Below are 19403 nucleotides of genomic sequence, written 5' to 3'. Positions count from 1 at the left end.
CCTTACGCTTTCATCGCACTCAAAGATATAAGGCTTTTCAATAGGTCTTCTTGCTGATCGTCTTCTTCTTCGGTCGAAGTTTCCTCTTCTTTATTATCCACGGTGGTGGGCGTGTAGTACAACAGATTCCAGACGCCTTCGTGATCTTCCACCAAAGCGGTCAGTGATTCTACCCAATCGCCCGAGTTCAGGTACTGCACATTTCCGATCATACGAATGGAGGGCTGGTGAATATGCCCGCAGATGATTCCGGTACAACCCTTGGATTGAGCCAGATCCGCCAGTTTTTCCTCAAAGTCCGAAATGTAGTTGACCGCCGCTTTCACCTTGTGTTTGATTTCCTGCGAAAGCGAATAATACGGCAACCCTCGCCAGGCTCGCCAGTGATTGTAGAATTTATTGATGCCCAGCAGCAGGTTGTACCCAACGTCGCCCACGTAAGCCAGCCATTTCAGATGCGTCGTGATGCGGTCGAAAATGTCACCGTGCGTGACGTAGTAATGCTGGTTGAGGTGGGTTTTAAGGATATAGTCGCGGCGGATGGAAAAGTATTTGCCCACGCGTAGCGGTAAGACGTGGTCCAGGAAATCATCGTGGTTGCCCCGCAGATAAATGACCTTTGTGTCGTACTGTTCAATCATTTTGAGTACCTGACGAAAAAAGCTCGTATGCTTTTTCTTCCAGGTATTCCCGTACTTTTTAAGCTGCCAGCCATCGATGATGTCACCATTGAGCAGCAACTTGTCACAGGTGTACTGTTTGAGAAAGGCGGTTACTTCGCGGGCTTTCGACCCTTTTGAGCCTAAATGGATATCCGAAAGGACAATCGTGCGAAAATGGGTGCGTACTTCCATATCGCAAGATATTTCACAAAAATGACCCCTTTTTCATCGGCGTTTTACGCTTTCAAGAAGAATACAATCCGCTGGTTAACAATACCTTCACATTATTAAATTTGTAGTTGGGAAAGAGAATTTTCTTGGAAGTAGACCACAAAAAAACCGTTGAAAGTTTTTCAACGGTTTTTTTGTCTGTCAGTAATTCTAACGATTTACCACCAGCGATAGAACAGGCCGGCCGATGCCGAAACGTTGGTAACATTCGAAAGGTAATCGCTCTTGAAGGGCGAGTAGAAATAAGCAGCCTGTACATCGGCTCCAAAGTTTCCGTTCTTAGCAAACAGGAACCGAGCCCCTAGGCCAACCTGTCCACTTAACGCCACTGAATTCTTCCCTTCTTCCAGGTAGCCAAAATACGTAAGATTCCGCATGGCCGTACCTCCGAGTCCTGCTAAGACATAGGGTCGCACGGGAGCATTCGAACCCGTGAAGTGATATTTTCCGAAGACGTGTAAGGAAGTAGCACCCAACGAACGCGTCTGAATGGCCGAAATATCCTGGTCTGCTTCGCTGTAAAGCTGACGGGGGGAACGCTCCTTAAAGTAGGAGTAATTAAACTGTAAGCCCAGCGAGAAATTCTTCGGAAAGATGAATTCCCCGGCTACCTGATAGTGGTACTTGGAAGTCGCATTCGTGTAATCTTTCAGACTACCCAGGGGCGAAGCAACACCGTAACGGGCGGTAATCTGATAGTGGGTGTAGCGTTCGAAGGGCGATCCCATCGTCCGGGTTGGTACGCTACGGTATTCGTAATCCTGTTTTTTATTATAGTAGTCTGGGTTTTGTTGAGCGTACGCCCCAGAGGCTAGTCCAACCAATGCCAGCAAAAGCAAGCGTCTCATACGTACAAACGGATTAATGTGAGAATGTTAGAAAAAATCGGCCTGAAACCTACCGGCAGATTCTGTTAATTGGCTTTTAAATACGAGGATTGAGCGAAAATGGCATCCACCAGACTCGTAATCTGCGATTCTTGGTAGATTCCCTCACCCCGAATCTGAGCATCCCAGATGACATTGGCTTTATTATCCGCACTGATGTTCTTTAGATCAGCAATCCGTACGTACCAGTAGTTTTCGTTATACGAATAGTAGTTATAGAACATGGGATAGCCGTAGCCATAACCAATACCTCCGAAACCACCGTAGCCGCCATAGCCCCAATAGGGATCGTACCAGGGGTTATACGTAGGAACGTAGCCCGATTGCGTATACGAAATCCGGGCCGGTGTTACTTCCAGATCTGGCTTCGCCGTACGGGCCACTCGCGTATAGCCATTAGCGATCAAATTTTTCGCAATCCGATCAATGTAAACCAAATCCTGTACGGCTGCTCCCCGGCCACTCCGGTCGTTTTCAACGATCAGAACTGAATCAGGAATCGAAAACGTTTTATAGGCTTTGTAATCGACGTTGCTGTGGTTGGTAATGAATACCTTCGAGTCGTTCGGGTCGAGGTCTTTCACTGGATCGCGTTCACAAGCCGTCCAGATCCCCGCACTAAGCACTAAGAGCAAAAGTGATTTTGAGATGCGTTTCATGTCTTTAGATACCGTTCAAATACACAATGATATAACGAAAAAATTGGGCCTTAAATTTCTCGGATTATAGCTTAGACCCCCTTTTTCTGCTTTAAGTTTAGATGCGGGTTATTAAAATTTAACCGATGTTAGCCGATGGCTCACGCAGCAGGGTTTCAACCGCCGCAATAGCCTGTTGAAACCGTTGCTCGTAGTTTCCTGAAATGAGCACATAGGGACGCTGATAGCGTTCCAGTAATTCCCGAAGCCGATTGAAGTGCCACTGCCGCCGATCCGCAAATAAACGAAGGTCATCCTGAACCCAGGGTACGTCGGGGCTTAATAAAAGCGTAAGCGGATAGTGGTACTGAGCCGCCCACGCCTGCACAATAGCCGGACATTCCCCTAGATAAAGCTCAGCAAAGGTTTGAGTGACCACCACATCGGTATCACAAAATAACAGGGGATGCGTGGAAGCAAGCATGCCCAGCTCTTCGTAATACAGCTGTCCGGCAGCAATGTGGCAATGATCCATGGCATCACAATCGTTGCCAAAGCGTTCGCAGTACAACCGGCCATATTCCTCAATCCAGTTCGTCTGAAAGTACTCGGCGAGTTGACGGGCCAACGTGGTTTTCCCCGTTGAAGGCGGTCCCATCAATACAATCTTTTTACGCATGAATTCATCAGTACTTTGGATGAAAGGCTAAATAAAAGAGAAAAAGCCAAAGTAGAAGAAAAATTTCCTCCTACCCTGGCTTTTTTCGTTTCCTTTCAAGCCCTACTCCACCGCCATGCGTACCGGCTCGACTATAGACTGGGGCGGGAAAAGAGCAATCAGCTTCGCTCCGAGTTTTTGCCGGGAAAATTGCGTTTCAGCCAGATGCCGAGCCTGCTGGCCAGCCCGACGGAGTCGTTCGGGTTGATGAAGATAAGGCTCCAGTTTGTCGAAAAAGTCAGCGGGTTTCAGTGGATCTGCATAAAATCCACAGCCCTCCTGCTCCATCAAATCGCAGTGCCACCCCCGTATGTTCATCACAATGAGTTTACCCGCAGCCAGTGCATCGAATAGTTTATTGGGTGAATTGGTCCACAGGGCCGGTATGTCAAGGTAGGACAGATACGCAACATCGGTTACATTGAGTACTTCCAGCAATTGCCCTTTATTGAGATGCCCCAAAAACTGTATATTGGTTAACCCTACCGCTCTCTGTTTCAAACGGGCCAGCTCCGAACCCGTACCCGCAATCAAGAAAACTACCTCTGTCCGATTGCTTCCGTAGCGGGCAATGTCAATGAGTGCGTCCAGATCCATTGCTTTCCCAACGGAGCCAAAATAAGTGACGACCATTTTCCCCCTTACCTGCCAGCGATCTTCCAGCGACCCCTTTTTTTCGTGGGGCTGGTAAAACTCACAGTCGGCGATGTTGGGAATAGAATATACTTTGGAAGGCGTGTCGATTCGCTGTTGAATGTTCTGCTGGATGGCCGGTGAAAGGCCAATAATTTTTTCGGCTTGCTCGTAGAACAGGTGTTCCAGTCCGTACAGCACTTTTTGCAGTAATTTATTTTTAAAATAGCCCATTTGAATGGGCGTTAGCGGCCATAGATCGCCTATTTCGAAATAGTATGGAATACCCCGAAACCATTTCATGGCCAATCCAATGAAACCCACGCTCAAAGGGACCGAAGCCACGTAACAAGTTTGTACGTTTTTAATGCGTAAGGCACACCAAATGGCTTTGAGTACAAATGCCGCGTATACGTACAAACGACGAAGGGTTCCGTACCGCTGCTCATAATGCAGGGGCAGGTAATGTACCGTTAGGCCTTCGATCTGTTTTCGCTGATACGTCTTCTCATTGTGGGTTGTAATGACCTCTACTTCGAATCCCGCATCGGCCAGTGCCTTCGACAGGTAGTAGGAGCGAATAATGCCCCCTTCCGCCGGAGTTTTGAAAAACTGATAGATGTATATAATTTTTTGGGATACCATTGGGTAAAAATTAGTGCGTACTACCGCTAAATTAACAATTATAAAGAAGTTGTCTGCACGACTATAAAAGATATTTCTAAACGGGCGTAACGGGAAGGAACATTTCGCTTTTCCTTCTTACCCAAAGAGCGGTGGAGCAAAGACTCAACAAAATTAAAATCGATCTCTAAAAAATCCCAAAATACTGCGTATTAAACCGCTAAAACTTGCGGTATCGTTGATTTCTCCCCTTGCCTTCTCTACCTTTGTTTCAAACAACACCAATCATGCCCCTTATTCGAGAGCAGAAGGCTCGCAAGCCCGGCACTACTACTTTGAAAGCAGCTATTGATGAAATGCTGCGGGCGTATCAGCTCAAAAATAAGTACAGCGAGACGTATCTGGTGGCTTTTTGGGAAAAGCTCGTGGGGAAATCCATTGCCAGCCGTACGGGTCGACTATACGTAGCCGAAGGTACACTGTACGTGCAGATTCTTTCGGCCCCTTTACGACAAGAACTGGTACTAGCTAAAACCAAGCTTATTGAGCTTCTTAACCGCGAAATGGGCGAAGAGATTATTCGAGAGGTTATTTTTATTTAAACTTGACCTAGTAAAAAGGCCGTTTGAATTTCCATTCAAACGGCCTTTTTACTTATACCAGATACTTAAGTCGAATGACTTCTTTTTCAGTCAGATACCGCCACTGTCCGCGGGGTAATTCTTTCTTGTTTAATCCGGCAAAAGAGGTCCGGTCGAGCTTCGTTACATCGTAACCGAATTTCTCAAAAATCCGGCGTACAATCCGGTTGCGGCCCGAGTGGATGCGAATGCCAATCACCTGAGCGTCGGGCGTAATGATACTTACTTCATCCGGCTTAATGAGGCCATCTTCGAGTTCAACCCCTTTCCGAATGGCTTCAAAATCCTCCGTCGTAATGGGTTTATCGATTTCAACCTGGTAGATTTTTTCGATCTGGTGCGAAGGGTGCGTCAGCTTTTCAGCCATTTCACCATCATTCGTTAATAACAACAGACCCGTCGTATTGCGGTCGAGACGTCCCACGGGATAAATCCGTTGTTCGGCAGCCGTTTTCACCAGTTCCATCACCGTACGGCGATCCATATCGTCTTCTACCGTCGTGATATAATCTTTAGGTTTATTCAGCAGTACGTACACCATTTTCTCAGGATTAAGAATACGGCGGCCGTAGCGTACCACTTCATTAGGTTTTACCTGATACCCTAGTTCTTTTACCACTTTCCCATTCACCGAGATTTCTCCGGCTTCAATCAGTACATCCGCATCCCGCCGTGAGCACACGCCCGACAGGGCAATGTAGCGGTTGAGTCGAGTGGTATCGCTGCTCTTTTCATTCCGCTCAATCTTTTTCTTGATTTTATCGGGAGCGTTTTCCTTGTACTTGTCGATGTTGTAGTTCGGCGTAGCTTTTACCGTTTCATTCTCGTTGGAATGACCTCGGCGACCCGATCGACGGGTCGGATCATGATCGGCCCGTTTGCCGTACCGCGACGGCAACTCTTTTTTATCGGAGCCCGAGCGTTCGGGTCTTTCTCCTTTGGGGAACGTGGGTTTGTCAAAACTACGTTTGCCCGGACGATCCGATCCTTTTTCGAATCGCGATTCTCCTTCTTTTCGCTCGCCGCGGGGTTTATCAAACGAACGGTCGTTTTCACGACGGGGCCGGGAGTCGTCGTTGCGACGTTCCGTAGGTCGTTCGGATTTATTGAAGTTACGTTCTCCACGCGGCTTACCGAAGGAACGGTCATTTTCGCGGCGAGGACGGGAATCGTCATTCCGACGTTCGGTCGGACGTTCGGATTTATTGAAGTTACGTTCCCCACGGGGTTTGTCGAAGGAACGATCATTTTCGCGACGGGGGCGGAATTCATCATTCCGGCGTTCGGGCTTGTCGAAGCTACGTTCGCCACGGGGCTTGTCAAATGATCGCTCGTTTTCGCGACGGGGCCGGGAATCGTCATGCTGACGTTCGGGGCGATTTCCTGAGAAGGTTTTACCTTCTGTACTGTTTTTACGGGGTCTACGTGAAGACTCCTCTTGCTTAGCCATGTTCGTGGTCTTTGGAAAGAAGTTTAGGGGGCTGGAATGGCGGGTGATTCAGTTAAAACCGGCAAAACTTTTACCGTATTCCTGCGTTTTAACACTAAAAAATCACTCAAATACCGGACCGCTAGTCCTAAACTTTTTTGTTGCAACATCCCTGCTGTAACCTGCTGATTTCAAATGAATTACTAAAAATCAGTAAATAGGGGCGGCAAAGGTAAAATAAATTTCCCGATTATTAGGTTAATGCTCTGTACGAATGTACCGAATAGAAGAATAATTCGTTAAACCGCAGAAAAGTTTCCTCCGGTTTGGAAAGCTTTTCCGAACCAGAGAACCCTGGATTTTTCAGCCGTTGCCTACGCTGACGCCGGTTGAGGGATACGTTCCAAACCACGTTCACCGGATTTTGCCTAACTTGAACCCGCAAACTACCGCATCTACTATGAAGTTGATTACTACTTCTCGTCTTTCCATCTTACTGCTAAGCCTCTGTTTGACGGCCTGTAATTCGGCCCTGCAGTCGCTGAAGAAAGGGGAAAAATACTATGAAAACGGTGAATACGAATTAGCGATTAAACAGTTTCAAAAAGCCGTCAGCAAAGATCCTGCCCGGGTGAACCTGCTCATTGCCGAAAGTTACCGCCGCTCCAACCGCCTCCCTCAATCGGCCGATTTTTATCAGAAAGCCCTCGAAGCGGGCAGCAAAGAACCTACGCTCCGTTTGTATTACGGCTATGCCCTCAAGTCGCAGGGCAATTACACGGCCGCTGGTGAGCAACTGCGGAACTTTACTCGGCTTTCGGTTAACAACCGTTCGCTACTAACACTGGCCCGCCGGGAACTCGACAACCTGACGCTGATTGATTCCCTCAGCCAGATCGTTAGCAATTATAAGCTGACCAACATTTCGAATGTAAACTCCGCTTCGGCTGAGTTTTCGCCCGTTTTGATGAAAGATGAACTCGTCTTTACGGCTTCTCGTAAAGACCGGATTTATAAAGCCAATGGTCAGCCCATGCTGGGGTTGTACAAGGCCAAGCTCACCTCCCCTACTGAAACAGCTACGCCCGAACTCTTCAGCCAGAATATTTTCGGTGAAAACATGAACGAAGGCACGCCCGTTTTCTCTGCCGATGGCAAGATGATGGTTTTTGCCCGGGGTAATACCGGCCGTAGCAAAGGAGCGGGAAACACTTCCGCCGACGTAGATCTCTACGTCAGCCGGAATACCGGTACGGGCTGGGGAGAACCCGAGCGTCTGGCCTTCAGTGACTCCGCTTCCTGGGATGGCACACCCGCTTTCTCCGCCGATGGTTCAACACTGTACTTTAGTTCGAACCGGGCCGGTGGCTCGGGTGGACTGGATTTATGGCGAGTAAATATTGACAAAGCGGGCCGCTTTGGGCGTCCGGCTAACATGGGTCGGGACCTGAATACGCCCGGTAACGAGCTGTTCCCTTACGTATCGCCCGATGCCAAACTGTACTTCGCCTCGGATGGACACGCGGGGTTTGGTGGTCTGGATCTGTTTGAAGCGACGCGTAACGAAGGGGTCATTCAGGTACGGAACCTCGGCCAGCCTTTCAATTCCAAAGCCGATGATTTTGGGATGATCTGGGCCGATTCTACCCGGGGATATTTCGCTTCCAATCGGGAAGGTGGCAAGGGTGACGACGACATTTATTACTTCGAAAGCTCGAAAGAACCCGTGCTGATCACCCAAACGCCGCCTACTACGCCCCGAACTCCCGGTACACAGTCCGGTAAATCGGTTCGTTACTTCATTGCCGGAACGGTCATTGATGCTAAAACGCAACAGCCGCTCGACGGTGTAAAAGTAACTGTCGTCGATGATAACGAAACCACGATTGGAGAAGCCGTTACGAATCCCGACGGGAAGTTCGGCGTCTACCCCATCCGGATTGGCCGGGATTACAATATCATCGTAGAAAAGCCGGATTACTTGAAGAAACAGGAGTTGTTTATCACGGAAGGTAAACAGATTCCGGAAGAACGACTGACGAAACCCGTTACAGATACGACACTATACGCCACGGTAGACATGCTAAAGAAAGAAATTGGTACGGAGCTTTCCAAAGCGTTTAAAATCGAAACAATTTATTACGACTTCGATAAATTCAACATCCGGGCGGATGCTTCAACGGAACTTGATAAAGTGGTTCGTATTCTGCAGGATAACCCAGATATTAAATTAGAGTTAGGCTCGCATACGGACGTTTTTGGTACCAATGCGTATAACCAGCGGCTTTCCCAACAACGGGCTGAATCGGCGGTGAACTACATTCTTTCCCGTGGTATTTCTCCTGACCGGATTACCGCCAAGGGTTACGGCGAAACGCAATTGTTGATTCCGAATGCAAAAACGCCCGAAGAACATCAGTTAAACCGTCGTACGGAATTTAAAGTCGTAGGTTTGGACTAAGCTCTACTGGTTCGTACAAGCAAAAAGCCCGCAACGTGTTGCGGGCTTTTTGCTTGTACGGAGATACCGTTCCCTAACTACCCGATTCGTATTTGAGATAAAATACTCAATTTCGTTAGCTACCCACCCAGCCGATGAAATGGTTTATTTTTTTCTGTCTCTTCCCCCTAAGCAGTTACGCACAGGAACCCGTACGGCCTGAGTTAGACCCCAATACGCTGATTGAAAATTTATTACCCAACCAATCCGAAAACATAACCGAAGACGTACTGGACAACTTGTACCAGCTTTTTCAACAACCGCTTGATCTTAATGCGGCAACGTTTGAAGAGCTTTCAGCCCTGTATATCTTATCCGAAAAGCAGTTAACCAGCTTCTTTCAGTACCGCCAGCAAGCCGGACCGCTCCTATCCTTGTACGAACTACAGGCTATCCCCGATTTCGACCTTCGGACCATTCAGCGATTACTTCCCTTTGTACGAATACAAAACCAGCAAGTGGATGGCTCTGCGGCTCAGTACCTACTGCTTCGCTACGATCGCTCACTTGAGCTTCGGCGGGGCTTTATCCCGGATGCGAAGGGAAACATCCGTTACCTGGGACAGCCGTACCGTTTATTTACCCGGTACAAGGGTTACGCCAATCGTCAGTTCAGTTTCGGCTTTACCGCCAAACACGACGCGGGGGAACCTTGGAACTGGCAACCCGTCACCCGTAGCTATGGCGTAGATTATGTCTCCTTTCATGGCTTCGTACAGAACTACGGAAAGATCAAACGCATTTCCATTGGTGATTACCAACTACAGTTAGGCCAGGGTTTACTAACGGCTGGCGGTTTTTATCTGGGTAAAGGTTCTGAACCCGTACTCAGCATTCGGCGTAGTCAGCTGGGTATTCGTCCGTATACTTCAGCTACCGAGTACGGGTTCTTTCGTGGCGTCGCAACCACCGTGCAGCTCGCCCGGCAGTGGGAATTAACTGGCTTTTATTCCCGCATTAGGCGGGATGCCAATCAGGTTGATTCGATTACGGTCAGTAGTTTACAAACTTCGGGTCTGCACCGGACTGCGGCCGAAATCACTGACAAAGCCAGTCTGCTTAGTCAGGATTGGGGTGGACATCTTCGCTGGCAGGGCAGACAAGCCAGTCTGGGCCTCACGTATCTCCAGACTCGATACGACAAACGGCTTCAAAAAGCGGATCGGGCGTATAATCAATACGAATTTGCGGGTCAGACGAATACGGTTTGGGGTTTCAACTATACGTATCTCTGGCGAAACATGAATTTCTTCGGGGAAGCAGGTCGCTCCAGCTCGGGTGGTGTTGGACTGGTTTCGGGCGTACTGGCCAGTTTCAGTAAACGCTGGGACGGCAGTCTGATCTTCCGACGGTACGACCGGAACTTCCATTCCTTTTACGGAAATGCGTTCAGCGAAAACTCCCGGGCCATCAACGAAACGGGTTTGTATCTCGGTGGAAAGTATACGCCTAACCGCCGCTGGCAGGTGGGAGCCTATCTGGATTATTTCCGTTTTCCCTGGTTAAAGTATCTGGTAGACCAGCCTTCCCAAGGCTTCGGTACCCTGATTCGGGGTACGTATCGACCCCGTAAAACGGCTCAATGGACCGTTCAGGCGTTTTACGAACAGAAGGAAAAAAACCTTCCCACCCGCCTGTCTAAAACTCCTTCAGTTACCACCATTGCCCGTAGTGGCCTCTGGATGGGTTTTGATCAGGATTTGAACCGAAAGTGGTCCCTGAATTCTCGTATGCTCTACGCCCGTTTTTCGTATCGGGGTTACGCTCCTTCCCAGGGTTTCGCTTTGGTACAGGATGCGAAGTTTCATTCGGGCAAGCTTTCCGTGACTGGCCGTCTGGCCTATTTTCATACCAACGATTACGACAGTCGCATCTATGTGTACGAATCCGATATACTGGCCGCGTTTTCAATTCCAGCCTACGCCGATGTCGGCTGGCGTAGTTATCTATTAGTTCACTACGGATTTTCCAAACACTGGGACGGCTGGCTTCGACTCTCGCGTACGCAGTTACTCAATCAACCCACGGTCGGCTCGGGGCTTGATGAAGTTCCGCATCCGTATCGCACGGACGTAAAAGTGCAACTGCGTTACCGCTGGTAACTTTACCAGCAGAAGTTTTCTTGATCCAACGATACGACCAGTTCCGAGCAAGTTCTTACTTCGCGTTCTAACCAATCATAAGCCATGATACTTCCCATTTATCAGGTAGATGCCTTCACGAACACCCTTTTCAAAGGAAACCCCGCGGCGGTGGTTCCCCTACAGGAATGGCTGCCCAAAGAAACGATGCTCAAGATTGCTGCCGAGAACAATCTGGCAGAAACGGCTTTTTTCGTTCAAAAAGGCAATGATTACGAATTAAAATGGTTTACGCCGACGGTAGAAATTGACTTGTGTGGTCACGCGACGGTGGCTTCGGCTTTCGTACTGTACGAATTTCTGGGTTACACGCCGGACGAGATTCGCTTTCATTCCAATTCGGGTTTACTGACGGTTCGTCGGCAGGGATCCCGGCTGACATTGAATTTTCCGGCCAACCCACCCCAAGCGACGGAGATTCCCGAAGGTTTACTAGAAAGCCTGGGGCTTAGTCGAGCCTCGGAAGTATTACGGGGCCGGACGAATGATTACCTGGTGATTTTGGAAGAAGAAGAGCAGATTGCCGGACTCAATCCCGATCATCGTCACTTACGCACTATCGGAGCTCGGGGCGTCATCGTGAGTTCGGTAGGAACGGACGCGGATTTTATTAGTCGCTTTTTTGCCCCCGGTTCAGGCGTGGATGAAGATCCGGTGACGGGTTCAGCCCATACTGTACTCGCACCGTATTGGGCAGAGAAACTAGGGAAAACGGAATTATTCGCCCGTCAGATTTCGGCTCGGGGTGGTGAGCTGTGGCTTCAACTGCTGGGCGACCGAGTCGAAATTTCCGGAGAAGCGGTCGCGTATCTGAAAGGTGAGATTATGATTTAAAAAATAGCCCGGTTCTTAGACCGGGCTATTTTTAACCATTTCATAGAATTAGCTCTTATAGACCTAAAGTATGCTTTGGGACATAGTCACCTTCGCTTTCTCAGATAAAATTAACCTCCGCTGAAAGAGCGATCCCGTACTTTTCCAGCACGGAAGCCTGTATTTTTTCCGAAAGACTTTTAATCGCTTCGCCCGTAGCCTGGCCGTAATTGACCAGTACCAACGCCTGCCGCGTATGTACGCCCGCATCTCCTTCGCGATAGCCTTTCCAACCGGCCTGTTCAATGAGCCAACCCGCGGGTACTTTGATTTGTCCCGGCGTAGTGAGATAACCCGGCAGGTTGGGATACTCAGCTTTTAGCGTTTCGTACTGAGTGACGGGGATTTCGGGGTTTTTGAAGAAGCTTCCCGCATTGCCCAGTTCAGCCGGATCGGGTAACTTAGAGCGGCGAATTTGAATGACCGCCTGGCTAATGGCCCTACTGGACAATTCCGTGACACCCATTGCCTCCAGCGTTTTTTGAATATCGCCGTAGCTGATCTGGTAGTGAGGCTTTTTGGAAAGTTTATAGGTGACACTCACGATTACATACTGTACTTTTTAGGCGTGCTTGAATACGCTTTCGCGGTAAACAAATCGGCAATCAGCCGCGTTAAAGCTGTGGATTTCTCCCGTTTCGATGTGCAGGGCTTCGAGTGCGTGAAAGACGTCCTTGATTTCCACCCCGTACGCTCCAATATTCTGCATGGGCGACGCTCCAACCGAACCCGGTATTAGGGATAAGTTTTCGAGCCCGGATAAGCCCATCTCAAGCGAGGCTTCGACCAGTTCCTGCCAGACGACACCGGCTCCGGCCTTGACGAAGGTATATTCCGCATCCTCCGCGACGATATCGATGCCCGCAATAGCCACTCGGATCACCAGACCGGGGAAATCCTGCGTTAAGAGCAAATTACTACCCCCGCCCAGAATGAGCTTGGGCGTATCCCGATGGGCTTGCAAAACCGCTTGCAAGGCCTTTACTGAGCTTACTTCGGTAAACCAGCGGGTTTTCGCCTCAATACCGAACGTGGTATAGGGCTTTAGAGAAATATCTTGCTGCATGTGCATAAACCGGATTCCTTTTCAAACTTCGGTAAAGTTCTATCAGAAATACGTTTGATTTCCGGGAAATTCCCTGAAAATTTGTTTCCCCAAACGTAAATCGCAACGAGTCACTGGTTTAGCTTTTCTTCCTAAACCCACGCTTTGATATGGTTATGAAACCCTCCACACTGTTTATTTTTTTGGTAGGAATGAGCCTCTTAACGGCCTGTTCTTCTAAAGTTGTTCCGACCCGTTCGTCTAATGCATCCAAGCCTTACGACTTGGATCTGGCCGCCTACCGTCCCCGCTACGAGCTAAGTGAAGTTAAAAAAGCTCCACTCGAGGAAAAAAAGAAGCCGACGCCACCCGTTACTGTTCCCGGTAGTACGAGTACGCAATCGATCAATAAAAAGGTGGATTTAATGCTGGATACCCTGGCTCAGCGAAATAAAGGGGTCCGGTATCTGGCTGGTTACCGCATTCAACTCTACACGGGCACCAAGCGTGCGGATATGGAAGCAGCGAAACTATTTATCTACCAAAACTACGGTGAATTAAATACGTATATTGCTTATAATCACCCAACGTATCGCCTACGCGTAGGTGACTTTGCTACCCGCCTCGACGCAGAACGTTACTTCAATAAAATCAAGAACGAATACCCCGGTTCCACCCTGATTTCGGACCGGGTGAGCCTTCGGGATGCCCTGAAAATCATCGACAATCGGGTTACGGATACGAACGAAATGAATGAGCCGTAAAGGATTTTGTTCATATTGTTTTGTACCTCTACAATTTTATTAGTTTTTTGTAAACAACAATACTTACCACTAGTTTACTAACCTAGCAGTCCCTCGTATTGTGGATTAGATATACAACCGCATGAAAAAAGCCCTTATCACCGGAATCACCGGCCAAGATGGTGCCTATCTGGCAGAATTCTTATTAAAAAAAGGTTACGAAGTGCACGGCGTGAAACGCCGCAGTTCGCTCATCAATACTGAGCGGATTGATCACTTGTACCAGGATCCCCATGAGCAGGACGTTCGGTTCCATTTGCACTATGGAGATCTGACCGATTCTACCAACGTGATCCGGCTGATTCAGGAAACCCAACCCGATGAAATTTATAACCTCGGTGCTCAGTCACACGTACGGGTTAGTTTCGATGAGCCCGAATACACCGCTCAAGTAGATGGCCTGGGTACACTTCGTATCCTGGAAGCGGTACGGATCTTGGGCCTGGAAAAAAAGACCAAGATTTATCAGGCTTCTACTTCGGAGTTATACGGATTAGTACAGGCCGTGCCTCAGTCGGAGACCACGCCTTTCTACCCCCGTTCACCTTATGCGGTAGCCAAGATGTATGGCTACTGGATTACGGTCAACTACCGCGAAGCTTACGATATGTTTGCCGTGAACGGTATTCTCTTCAACCACGAATCTCCCCTCCGCGGTGAAACGTTCGTGACGCGGAAAATTACCCGTGGCGTTTCGCGTATTGCTCTGGGTGTACTCGACAAGATTTACATGGGTAACCTGGATTCTCTGCGTGACTGGGGCCATGCCAAAGATTACGTAGAGGCCATGTGGTTGATTCTGCAACAGGAAAAAGCGGAAGATTACGTAATTGCTACGGGCGTAACGACGAAAGTTCGGGACTTCATTCGTATGTCTTTCGGCGAAGTTGGTATTGAACTGGAATTCAAGGGCGAAGGACTCGAAGAAAAAGGCTACGTAACTGCTTGCAACCATCCGGAATACCAGCTTGAAATTGGCAAAGAAGTCGTAGCAATTGATCCACGTTATTTCCGTCCGACGGAAGTAGACCTGCTGCACGGTGATCCGACGAAAGCGAAAACGCAATTGGGCTGGGAGCCGAAATATGACCTCCCTGCACTGGTAAAAGATATGATGACGGCTGATTTGGACCTGTTCAAAAAAGATCTGCACCTCAACAAAGGGGGCTATCGGACGATGAACTACTTCGAATAATTTACCAGACTCCTCAGACAAAGCAGCGGCGGTTTCGTCGCTGCTTTGTTATTTTTGCAGATTCAGGATGCCGGAGGTAGGACCGGCTCAAAATCATTCGCAGATGTTTATTGAACGTACCAACGGACTTCGTACGCCCGACGGCTGCCATATGGGCTGGATTGAGGTGATTTGTGGCTCTATGTTTTCGGGGAAAACGGAAGAATTGATCCGCCGCGTGAACCGGGCCCTTATTGCTCGCTTGAACGTACGCATTTTTAAACCCGCCCTGGATACGCGGTATCACGCCGAAAATGTCGTTTCCCACGATGCCACTTCGATTCAGTCAACGCCCGTTGCTTCGGCCCGGGAAATTCTGGCGTTGGCCGAAGATTGTGAGCTAATCGGCATTGACGAAGCTCAGTTTTTTGATGACGAGATTGTAGCGGTCTGTAATGAACTGGCCAATGCGGGTAAACGCGTCGTCATTGCGGGTCTGGATATGGACTCGGAAGGTCGTCCGTTTGGACCTATGCCTTCGCTGATGGCTATTGCCGAATACGTAACGAAAGTACACGCCATCTGCGTGGTATGCGGGGAACTAGCGAATTATTCCTACCGTAAAGTAGCTACGCCCGGACAGATTCTACTCGGTGAAAAAGATAGTTACGAAGCCCGTTGCCGTCGGCATTTTCTCGAAGGGAGAAATGCCGGAGAAGGGCATTAACCAGCATACATTCGTTTCTGGACTTTCTGCAGAATAAAAGAAAAAGCCGCTTTTCTACAGCGAGAAAAGCGACTTTTTAACGTATTAGGGTTTTGTTATTTTTTTGAATTGCTGCTCGCGGTCTCCTTCACTACCCGCATGACACCGTTCATGATTCGCCAGTGACCGGGGAAGGTACACACGAAGGGATAGTCACCCGGTTCAGCCGGAGCGACAAACTTCAGGTGAGCACTATCGTCTGGATTGACCAGTTTAGTGGCGATAATCACTTGCGGAATCTCCGGTACGTAGCTTTTGTAGACGGCATCGGGTCGCGTAATCATGGCGTCAGCTGCCTTTCCAATCACTTCCAGTGATTTCGGTTTACCAATCACCAGGTTGTGTTGCATCTGATCGGGATTGTCGAGAATGATCTCTACGGGCTGGCCTGCTTTTACCGTAAACTCTTTCAGGCTAAACTGAAGCTTTTCCGTAACCGTCTTGATCTTCACCGTCTGTACATTAGGATCGACTTCGTTCTCCGCAGATTTGCGTAAGCCGGTCAGTTCAGCCCAATTGTTGAGCAGTTTCTGATTGTCTTTGGAAAGATCTTTGTCCAGACTAGCCAGCACCTGTTCCGTTGCCGCCGAGGGAGTCAGCTTACGTTTGGGATCCCAGCCGCGTCGCATACCCGCTAATACTGCTTTCGCATCCGTATCATTGAGGCCTTTCAGCAAACCAGCAAAGGACAGCAGTTCCGCTTCGGTAGCCGTAGCCGTGTAGGCACGGGTGGCATTTTCAAGCACAAAACCCGTCAGATTTTTGAGCGGCTGGTATTTGACTACGTACCGGAAGCTGTTGTTGTCTTCCCGGTTTTCCGGAATCTTATTGTCCGGATCAGCCGTTACCGAAATGGTAAAGTTCCCTGGTACATCTGAGCTTAGACCCATCGGACCCACCCAGGGACCGTTATTAGACTCGGTAATGAACGCTTTCTCACCCGCTTTCAGACCTTTGACGAACGTATAGCTCAGCCAGTCCCGGCTCAGATTTGGACCTTCGGCGTGGATTTTCAACGTAATCGGTGTACCCGAGGGAACCGCTGCGGAACCCCGGTTTTCTACTTCAACCGAGAATGAAATGCCTTCCCGCACCGTCGGCATGGGCGTCGAAGGCTTTACCTGCGTTACGACAATATCAGCTTTTGGGCCCGTGCTCGCAGCGGCTTTTTCTTCCGTCATACCATGCTGATGAGCAGAATGATCCATCGCGGCGGAGGTACTGGCGGATGCTGAAGCCTGGCCCTGTCGGGGAGCTTTCGCTAAAAACGTTTTCAGCAATTCAGAATCACGAGCGTTGAATACGGTCGTGAATGCATCGGGCATCCAGCGATCGGATACAAAGTTCGGATTTCCCAAGGCTGCTACGACGGCTTTTTCGACTTCAGCCGTCATAGGAGCTTCCGTGAAAGCCAGTAACGTATTCAAGCCTACCAGTGGCTCCGAATCATTGAGCGTATTGGCCTGTAGCAAACTGGCTACCGTGGATGCATTTTTGGGCAATACCTGAACCGCCGTTTTACGAACGGAAGCCGCCGGGTGTTTCAAAGCCGCCGTAACGATTTGGAAAGCCTCCGCATTCGACCCATTCAACGCTCCTAATCCGTGCAGCGTCCACAGAGCGTGAATAGCTCCGGGGTTTGAACCGATCGCATCGAGTGACTGATTTTTTACTAAAGCATATAACTGCGGCAGGACGTCTGACTTTCCGCGTTCGACCAGTAATCGCTGAGCCGCCTGTCGCCAGAACATATTGTCGCTGGTGAGGGCTTTTACCAAAGTTTCAGGCTGATCCTTGGAAAGGGCAAGTGGCTGATACGCCGGAGCTTTTTTGTAAGCAATGCGATAAATCCGTCCGTGCGTATTGTCACGCAGGTCCGTTTCGTAGGCATTCCCTTCGCCGTTTTTGAAACCTTTGGGTACGGGGTTATGCTGGATGATGAAGCTGTACCAATCGGCAAACCATACGGCCCCGTCCGGACCTACTTCAGCGAATACGGGTGAAAACCACTCATCTGCTCCGGCCACGAGGTTGAAATCATTTTTGTCGTGATAGTCCGTCCCATCTTTTTCCATCGTATTCAGGTGGATGATGTGACCCGTAGGTTCACTGACAAAGGCGACGCGGTTCCAGTACGATTGGGGGAAACTCCGGGCCGTATAGAAATTATGACCCGCTGCCGCCGTGTAGCCGCCGAAAACATCCACCTGACGAATCCGGGTCAGGACTTTCATGTCTTTGTGCGTATCCGTACTGCGACCGCCGCGGAGGCGAAGTTTATCCCAGCCCAGCATGTATCGGTTCGGAATGGCCATGTACCAACCGTGATCATTATTGGCCGTGGAGCCAAAAAGATTACCCGTCTCATCGAAGGCCAATCCCCAGGTATTGTTGGAGGTAGACGTCAGATATTCCAGCTCCGAGCCGTCAGGTTTGAATCGGAAAAAGCCCTGACCAAACTGGTGCTTCTTGCCGCCGACGGTACCATTAAAGCCGGAATAACCAATCGAACCGTAAATCCAGTTATCGAAACCGTAGTGCAGGTTACTCGGACCAGCGTGCGTATCCATGGTACCAAATCCCGTCATCAGCACTTTACGAACATCGGCTTTCCCATCGCCGTCCGTATCCTTTAAAAACAGCATGTCCGGTGCCTGCGAGACAATGAAACCGCCATCGTAAGCCACCAGGCTCGTCGGAATACTCAGGTTGTCGGCGAACTTGGTGAACTTGTCGGCTTTCCCGTCACCGTTCGTATCTTCCAGCATCAGGATATAATCCCGGCCGCCCGTGTCTTTGCGTTCGTTGGGGTAATCGAGCGTAACAATGGCAAACATGCGACCCTTCTCATCCCAGCTAAGGGCGATGGGATGCTGTACATTAGGTTCAGCGGCAAATAATCCCAGCGTAAAGTCCGGATTTACCTGCAAATGCTTCATCGACTCTTCGGGCGAAAGCGGATCGGGCTTGAGTTGGGGGCCAGGCCGTTTTTCGTAGTTGGGTAGGTTCGCTTCCTGATACACGAAAGGTTTAGGGTTCAACTTCTGCAACTCACCCGCGACCTTATCACCCACGGACCATTTGATCCCTTTTTCCATTAGGTCATGAAAGCCCGTTTGCTTCCAGGTAAGCTCGTCGTGCCCGTAAGCCGTATAGAATACGCGGCCCTTGCCGAAATTACGAACCCAGGTATAGGGTTCGGTTTTCTGACCGGGTTTGTCTTTTGCCTGCTTGGCGTCGATGATTCGCTCGGTAAGTACCACGTTATCCGCCGCCAGTTTTTTGTGCAGATAGGTTTCGTCGACCGTTTTGAATTGCTTGGTACCAAAAATGGCCGGATGATCGGGCTTGGCCCACACGGGCTGAATGGTATCCCAGCCGTGTTTCCAAAATTGTCCCCCTACCATGTCATTGACGAAGGCACTGGAGTTACGGAAACACCAGGAAGCACAGTGTACGGCGATCAGCCCTTTGCCCCCTTTGACAAAATCGACCAGGGCTTTTTCAGGGGCCGGTGGCAGGCTGTCCCAGTTGGCAAACACCAGTAGGCCATCGTATTTGCTGAGGTTTTCTGGATTCAGATCTTCCAGCCGATCGGTATAACTCAGGTTGATTCCCTTGTTACCCAATCCTTCCAT

The 19403-nt window shown here is 49.4% G+C and carries 16 protein-coding genes; 7 read left to right on the top strand and 9 right to left on the bottom strand.

Translation table 11 applies throughout. From position 1 onward, the window contains the following. Positions 1–2: 2 nt before the first annotated feature. The 5 genes from ACOJTG_RS05695 to ACOJTG_RS05675 all read right to left on the bottom strand — a co-directional run bounded on the left by ACOJTG_RS05695 (position 3) and on the right by ACOJTG_RS05675 (position 4414). Complete coding sequence (locus ACOJTG_RS05695; protein ID WP_420152930.1) at positions 3–854, bottom strand: UDP-2,3-diacylglucosamine diphosphatase; 852 nt, start codon at positions 852–854, stop codon at positions 3–5. A gap of 197 nt (positions 855–1051) precedes the next feature. Next, positions 1052–1741, bottom strand: coding sequence for an OmpA family protein (locus ACOJTG_RS05690; protein WP_420152929.1), 690 nt, complete (start codon positions 1739–1741; stop codon positions 1052–1054). Between the two features lie 65 nt (positions 1742–1806). Beyond that, complete coding sequence (locus tag ACOJTG_RS05685) at positions 1807–2439, bottom strand: DUF4136 domain-containing protein (RefSeq protein WP_420152928.1); 633 nt, start codon at positions 2437–2439, stop codon at positions 1807–1809. A 118-nt stretch (positions 2440–2557) separates the two neighbouring features. Beyond that, the gene (locus ACOJTG_RS05680; RefSeq protein WP_420152927.1) at positions 2558–3097 is read right to left on the bottom strand and encodes an AAA family ATPase; all 540 of its coding nucleotides are present in this window, start codon (positions 3095–3097) and stop codon (positions 2558–2560) included. Positions 3098–3199: 102 nt separating this feature from the next. Further along, on the bottom strand, positions 3200–4414 hold the full coding sequence (locus ACOJTG_RS05675) for a glycosyltransferase family 4 protein (protein WP_420152926.1): 1215 nt from the start codon (positions 4412–4414) through the stop codon (positions 3200–3202). Between the two features lie 266 nt (positions 4415–4680). Here ACOJTG_RS05675 and ACOJTG_RS05670 point away from each other — a divergent pair, with 266 nt between their 5' ends. Next, positions 4681–4995 (top strand): DUF721 domain-containing protein, encoded by a 315-nt coding sequence (locus ACOJTG_RS05670; RefSeq protein WP_104715815.1) that lies wholly within the window; start codon positions 4681–4683, stop codon positions 4993–4995. A gap of 52 nt (positions 4996–5047) precedes the next feature. Here ACOJTG_RS05670 and ACOJTG_RS05665 read toward each other — a convergent pair whose 3' ends face one another. Continuing rightward, positions 5048–6484 carry a pseudouridine synthase gene (locus tag ACOJTG_RS05665; RefSeq protein WP_420152925.1) on the bottom strand — a complete coding sequence of 479 codons (1437 nt, stop codon included), beginning with the start codon at positions 6482–6484 and terminating at the stop codon, positions 5048–5050. Positions 6485–6923: 439 nt separating this feature from the next. Here ACOJTG_RS05665 and ACOJTG_RS05660 point away from each other — a divergent pair, with 439 nt between their 5' ends. The 3 genes from ACOJTG_RS05660 to ACOJTG_RS05650 all read left to right on the top strand — a co-directional run bounded on the left by ACOJTG_RS05660 (position 6924) and on the right by ACOJTG_RS05650 (position 11938). Next, the gene (locus ACOJTG_RS05660; protein ID WP_420152924.1) at positions 6924–8924 is read left to right on the top strand and encodes an OmpA family protein; all 2001 of its coding nucleotides are present in this window, start codon (positions 6924–6926) and stop codon (positions 8922–8924) included. A gap of 134 nt (positions 8925–9058) precedes the next feature. After that, the gene (locus tag ACOJTG_RS05655) at positions 9059–11065 is read left to right on the top strand and encodes a ComEA family DNA-binding protein (RefSeq protein ID WP_420152923.1); all 2007 of its coding nucleotides are present in this window, start codon (positions 9059–9061) and stop codon (positions 11063–11065) included. A gap of 84 nt (positions 11066–11149) precedes the next feature. Then, positions 11150–11938 (top strand): PhzF family phenazine biosynthesis protein, encoded by a 789-nt coding sequence (locus tag ACOJTG_RS05650; protein ID WP_420152922.1) that lies wholly within the window; start codon positions 11150–11152, stop codon positions 11936–11938. Between the two features lie 100 nt (positions 11939–12038). Here the strand turns inward: ACOJTG_RS05650 and ACOJTG_RS05645 are convergent, their stop codons facing one another. Further along, on the bottom strand, positions 12039–12521 hold the full coding sequence (locus tag ACOJTG_RS05645; RefSeq protein WP_420152921.1) for a hypothetical protein: 483 nt from the start codon (positions 12519–12521) through the stop codon (positions 12039–12041). Between the two features lie 18 nt (positions 12522–12539). Further along, entirely contained in the window at positions 12540–13043 is a 504-nt protein-coding gene (locus ACOJTG_RS05640) for an FAD-binding protein (RefSeq protein ID WP_420152920.1), read from the bottom strand. Positions 13044–13192: 149 nt separating this feature from the next. Between ACOJTG_RS05640 and ACOJTG_RS05635 the strand changes: the two genes are divergently transcribed. The 3 genes from ACOJTG_RS05635 to ACOJTG_RS05625 all read left to right on the top strand — a co-directional run bounded on the left by ACOJTG_RS05635 (position 13193) and on the right by ACOJTG_RS05625 (position 15726). Next, positions 13193–13786, top strand: a complete 594-nt coding sequence (locus tag ACOJTG_RS05635; protein WP_420152919.1) for an SPOR domain-containing protein — start codon at positions 13193–13195, stop codon at positions 13784–13786. A 121-nt stretch (positions 13787–13907) separates the two neighbouring features. Beyond that, positions 13908–15020 (top strand): GDP-mannose 4,6-dehydratase, encoded by a 1113-nt coding sequence (gene gmd / locus ACOJTG_RS05630; protein ID WP_420152918.1) that lies wholly within the window; start codon positions 13908–13910, stop codon positions 15018–15020. Between the two features lie 103 nt (positions 15021–15123). Beyond that, entirely contained in the window at positions 15124–15726 is a 603-nt protein-coding gene (locus ACOJTG_RS05625) for a thymidine kinase (RefSeq protein ID WP_420152917.1), read from the top strand. Between the two features lie 95 nt (positions 15727–15821). Here the strand turns inward: ACOJTG_RS05625 and ACOJTG_RS05620 are convergent. Beyond that, positions 15822–19403, bottom strand: a 3582-nt coding sequence (locus ACOJTG_RS05620) for a PVC-type heme-binding CxxCH protein (protein ID WP_420152916.1), incomplete at its 5' end; no start/stop codon positions are given.

Origin of the sequence: Siphonobacter sp. (genome assembly GCF_048595215.1) — a bacterium.
GTDB lineage: Bacteria > Bacteroidota > Bacteroidia > Cytophagales > Spirosomataceae > Siphonobacter.
This window is presented reverse-complemented; position numbering and strand designations above follow the sequence as displayed.

Coding starts and splice junctions, on each gene's coding strand:
- ACOJTG_RS05675 (WP_420152926.1), bottom strand. CDS start 4,414: ATGGTATCCCAAAAAATTATATACATCTATCAGTTTTTCAAAACTCCG.
- ACOJTG_RS05660 (WP_420152924.1), top strand. CDS start 6,924: ATGAAGTTGATTACTACTTCTCGTCTTTCCATCTTACTGCTAAGCCTC.
- gmd (WP_420152918.1), top strand. CDS start 13,908: ATGAAAAAAGCCCTTATCACCGGAATCACCGGCCAAGATGGTGCCTAT.
- ACOJTG_RS05690 (WP_420152929.1), bottom strand. CDS start 1,741: ATGAGACGCTTGCTTTTGCTGGCATTGGTTGGACTAGCCTCTGGGGCG.
- ACOJTG_RS05655 (WP_420152923.1), top strand. CDS start 9,059: ATGAAATGGTTTATTTTTTTCTGTCTCTTCCCCCTAAGCAGTTACGCA.
- ACOJTG_RS05640 (WP_420152920.1), bottom strand. CDS start 13,043: ATGCAGCAAGATATTTCTCTAAAGCCCTATACCACGTTCGGTATTGAG.
- ACOJTG_RS05625 (WP_420152917.1), top strand. CDS start 15,124: ATGTTTATTGAACGTACCAACGGACTTCGTACGCCCGACGGCTGCCAT.
- ACOJTG_RS05665 (WP_420152925.1), bottom strand. CDS start 6,484: ATGGCTAAGCAAGAGGAGTCTTCACGTAGACCCCGTAAAAACAGTACA.
- ACOJTG_RS05670 (WP_104715815.1), top strand. CDS start 4,681: ATGCCCCTTATTCGAGAGCAGAAGGCTCGCAAGCCCGGCACTACTACT.
- ACOJTG_RS05635 (WP_420152919.1), top strand. CDS start 13,193: ATGGTTATGAAACCCTCCACACTGTTTATTTTTTTGGTAGGAATGAGC.
- ACOJTG_RS05695 (WP_420152930.1), bottom strand. CDS start 854: ATGGAAGTACGCACCCATTTTCGCACGATTGTCCTTTCGGATATCCAT.
- ACOJTG_RS05680 (WP_420152927.1), bottom strand. CDS start 3,097: ATGCGTAAAAAGATTGTATTGATGGGACCGCCTTCAACGGGGAAAACC.
- ACOJTG_RS05685 (WP_420152928.1), bottom strand. CDS start 2,439: ATGAAACGCATCTCAAAATCACTTTTGCTCTTAGTGCTTAGTGCGGGG.
- ACOJTG_RS05650 (WP_420152922.1), top strand. CDS start 11,150: ATGATACTTCCCATTTATCAGGTAGATGCCTTCACGAACACCCTTTTC.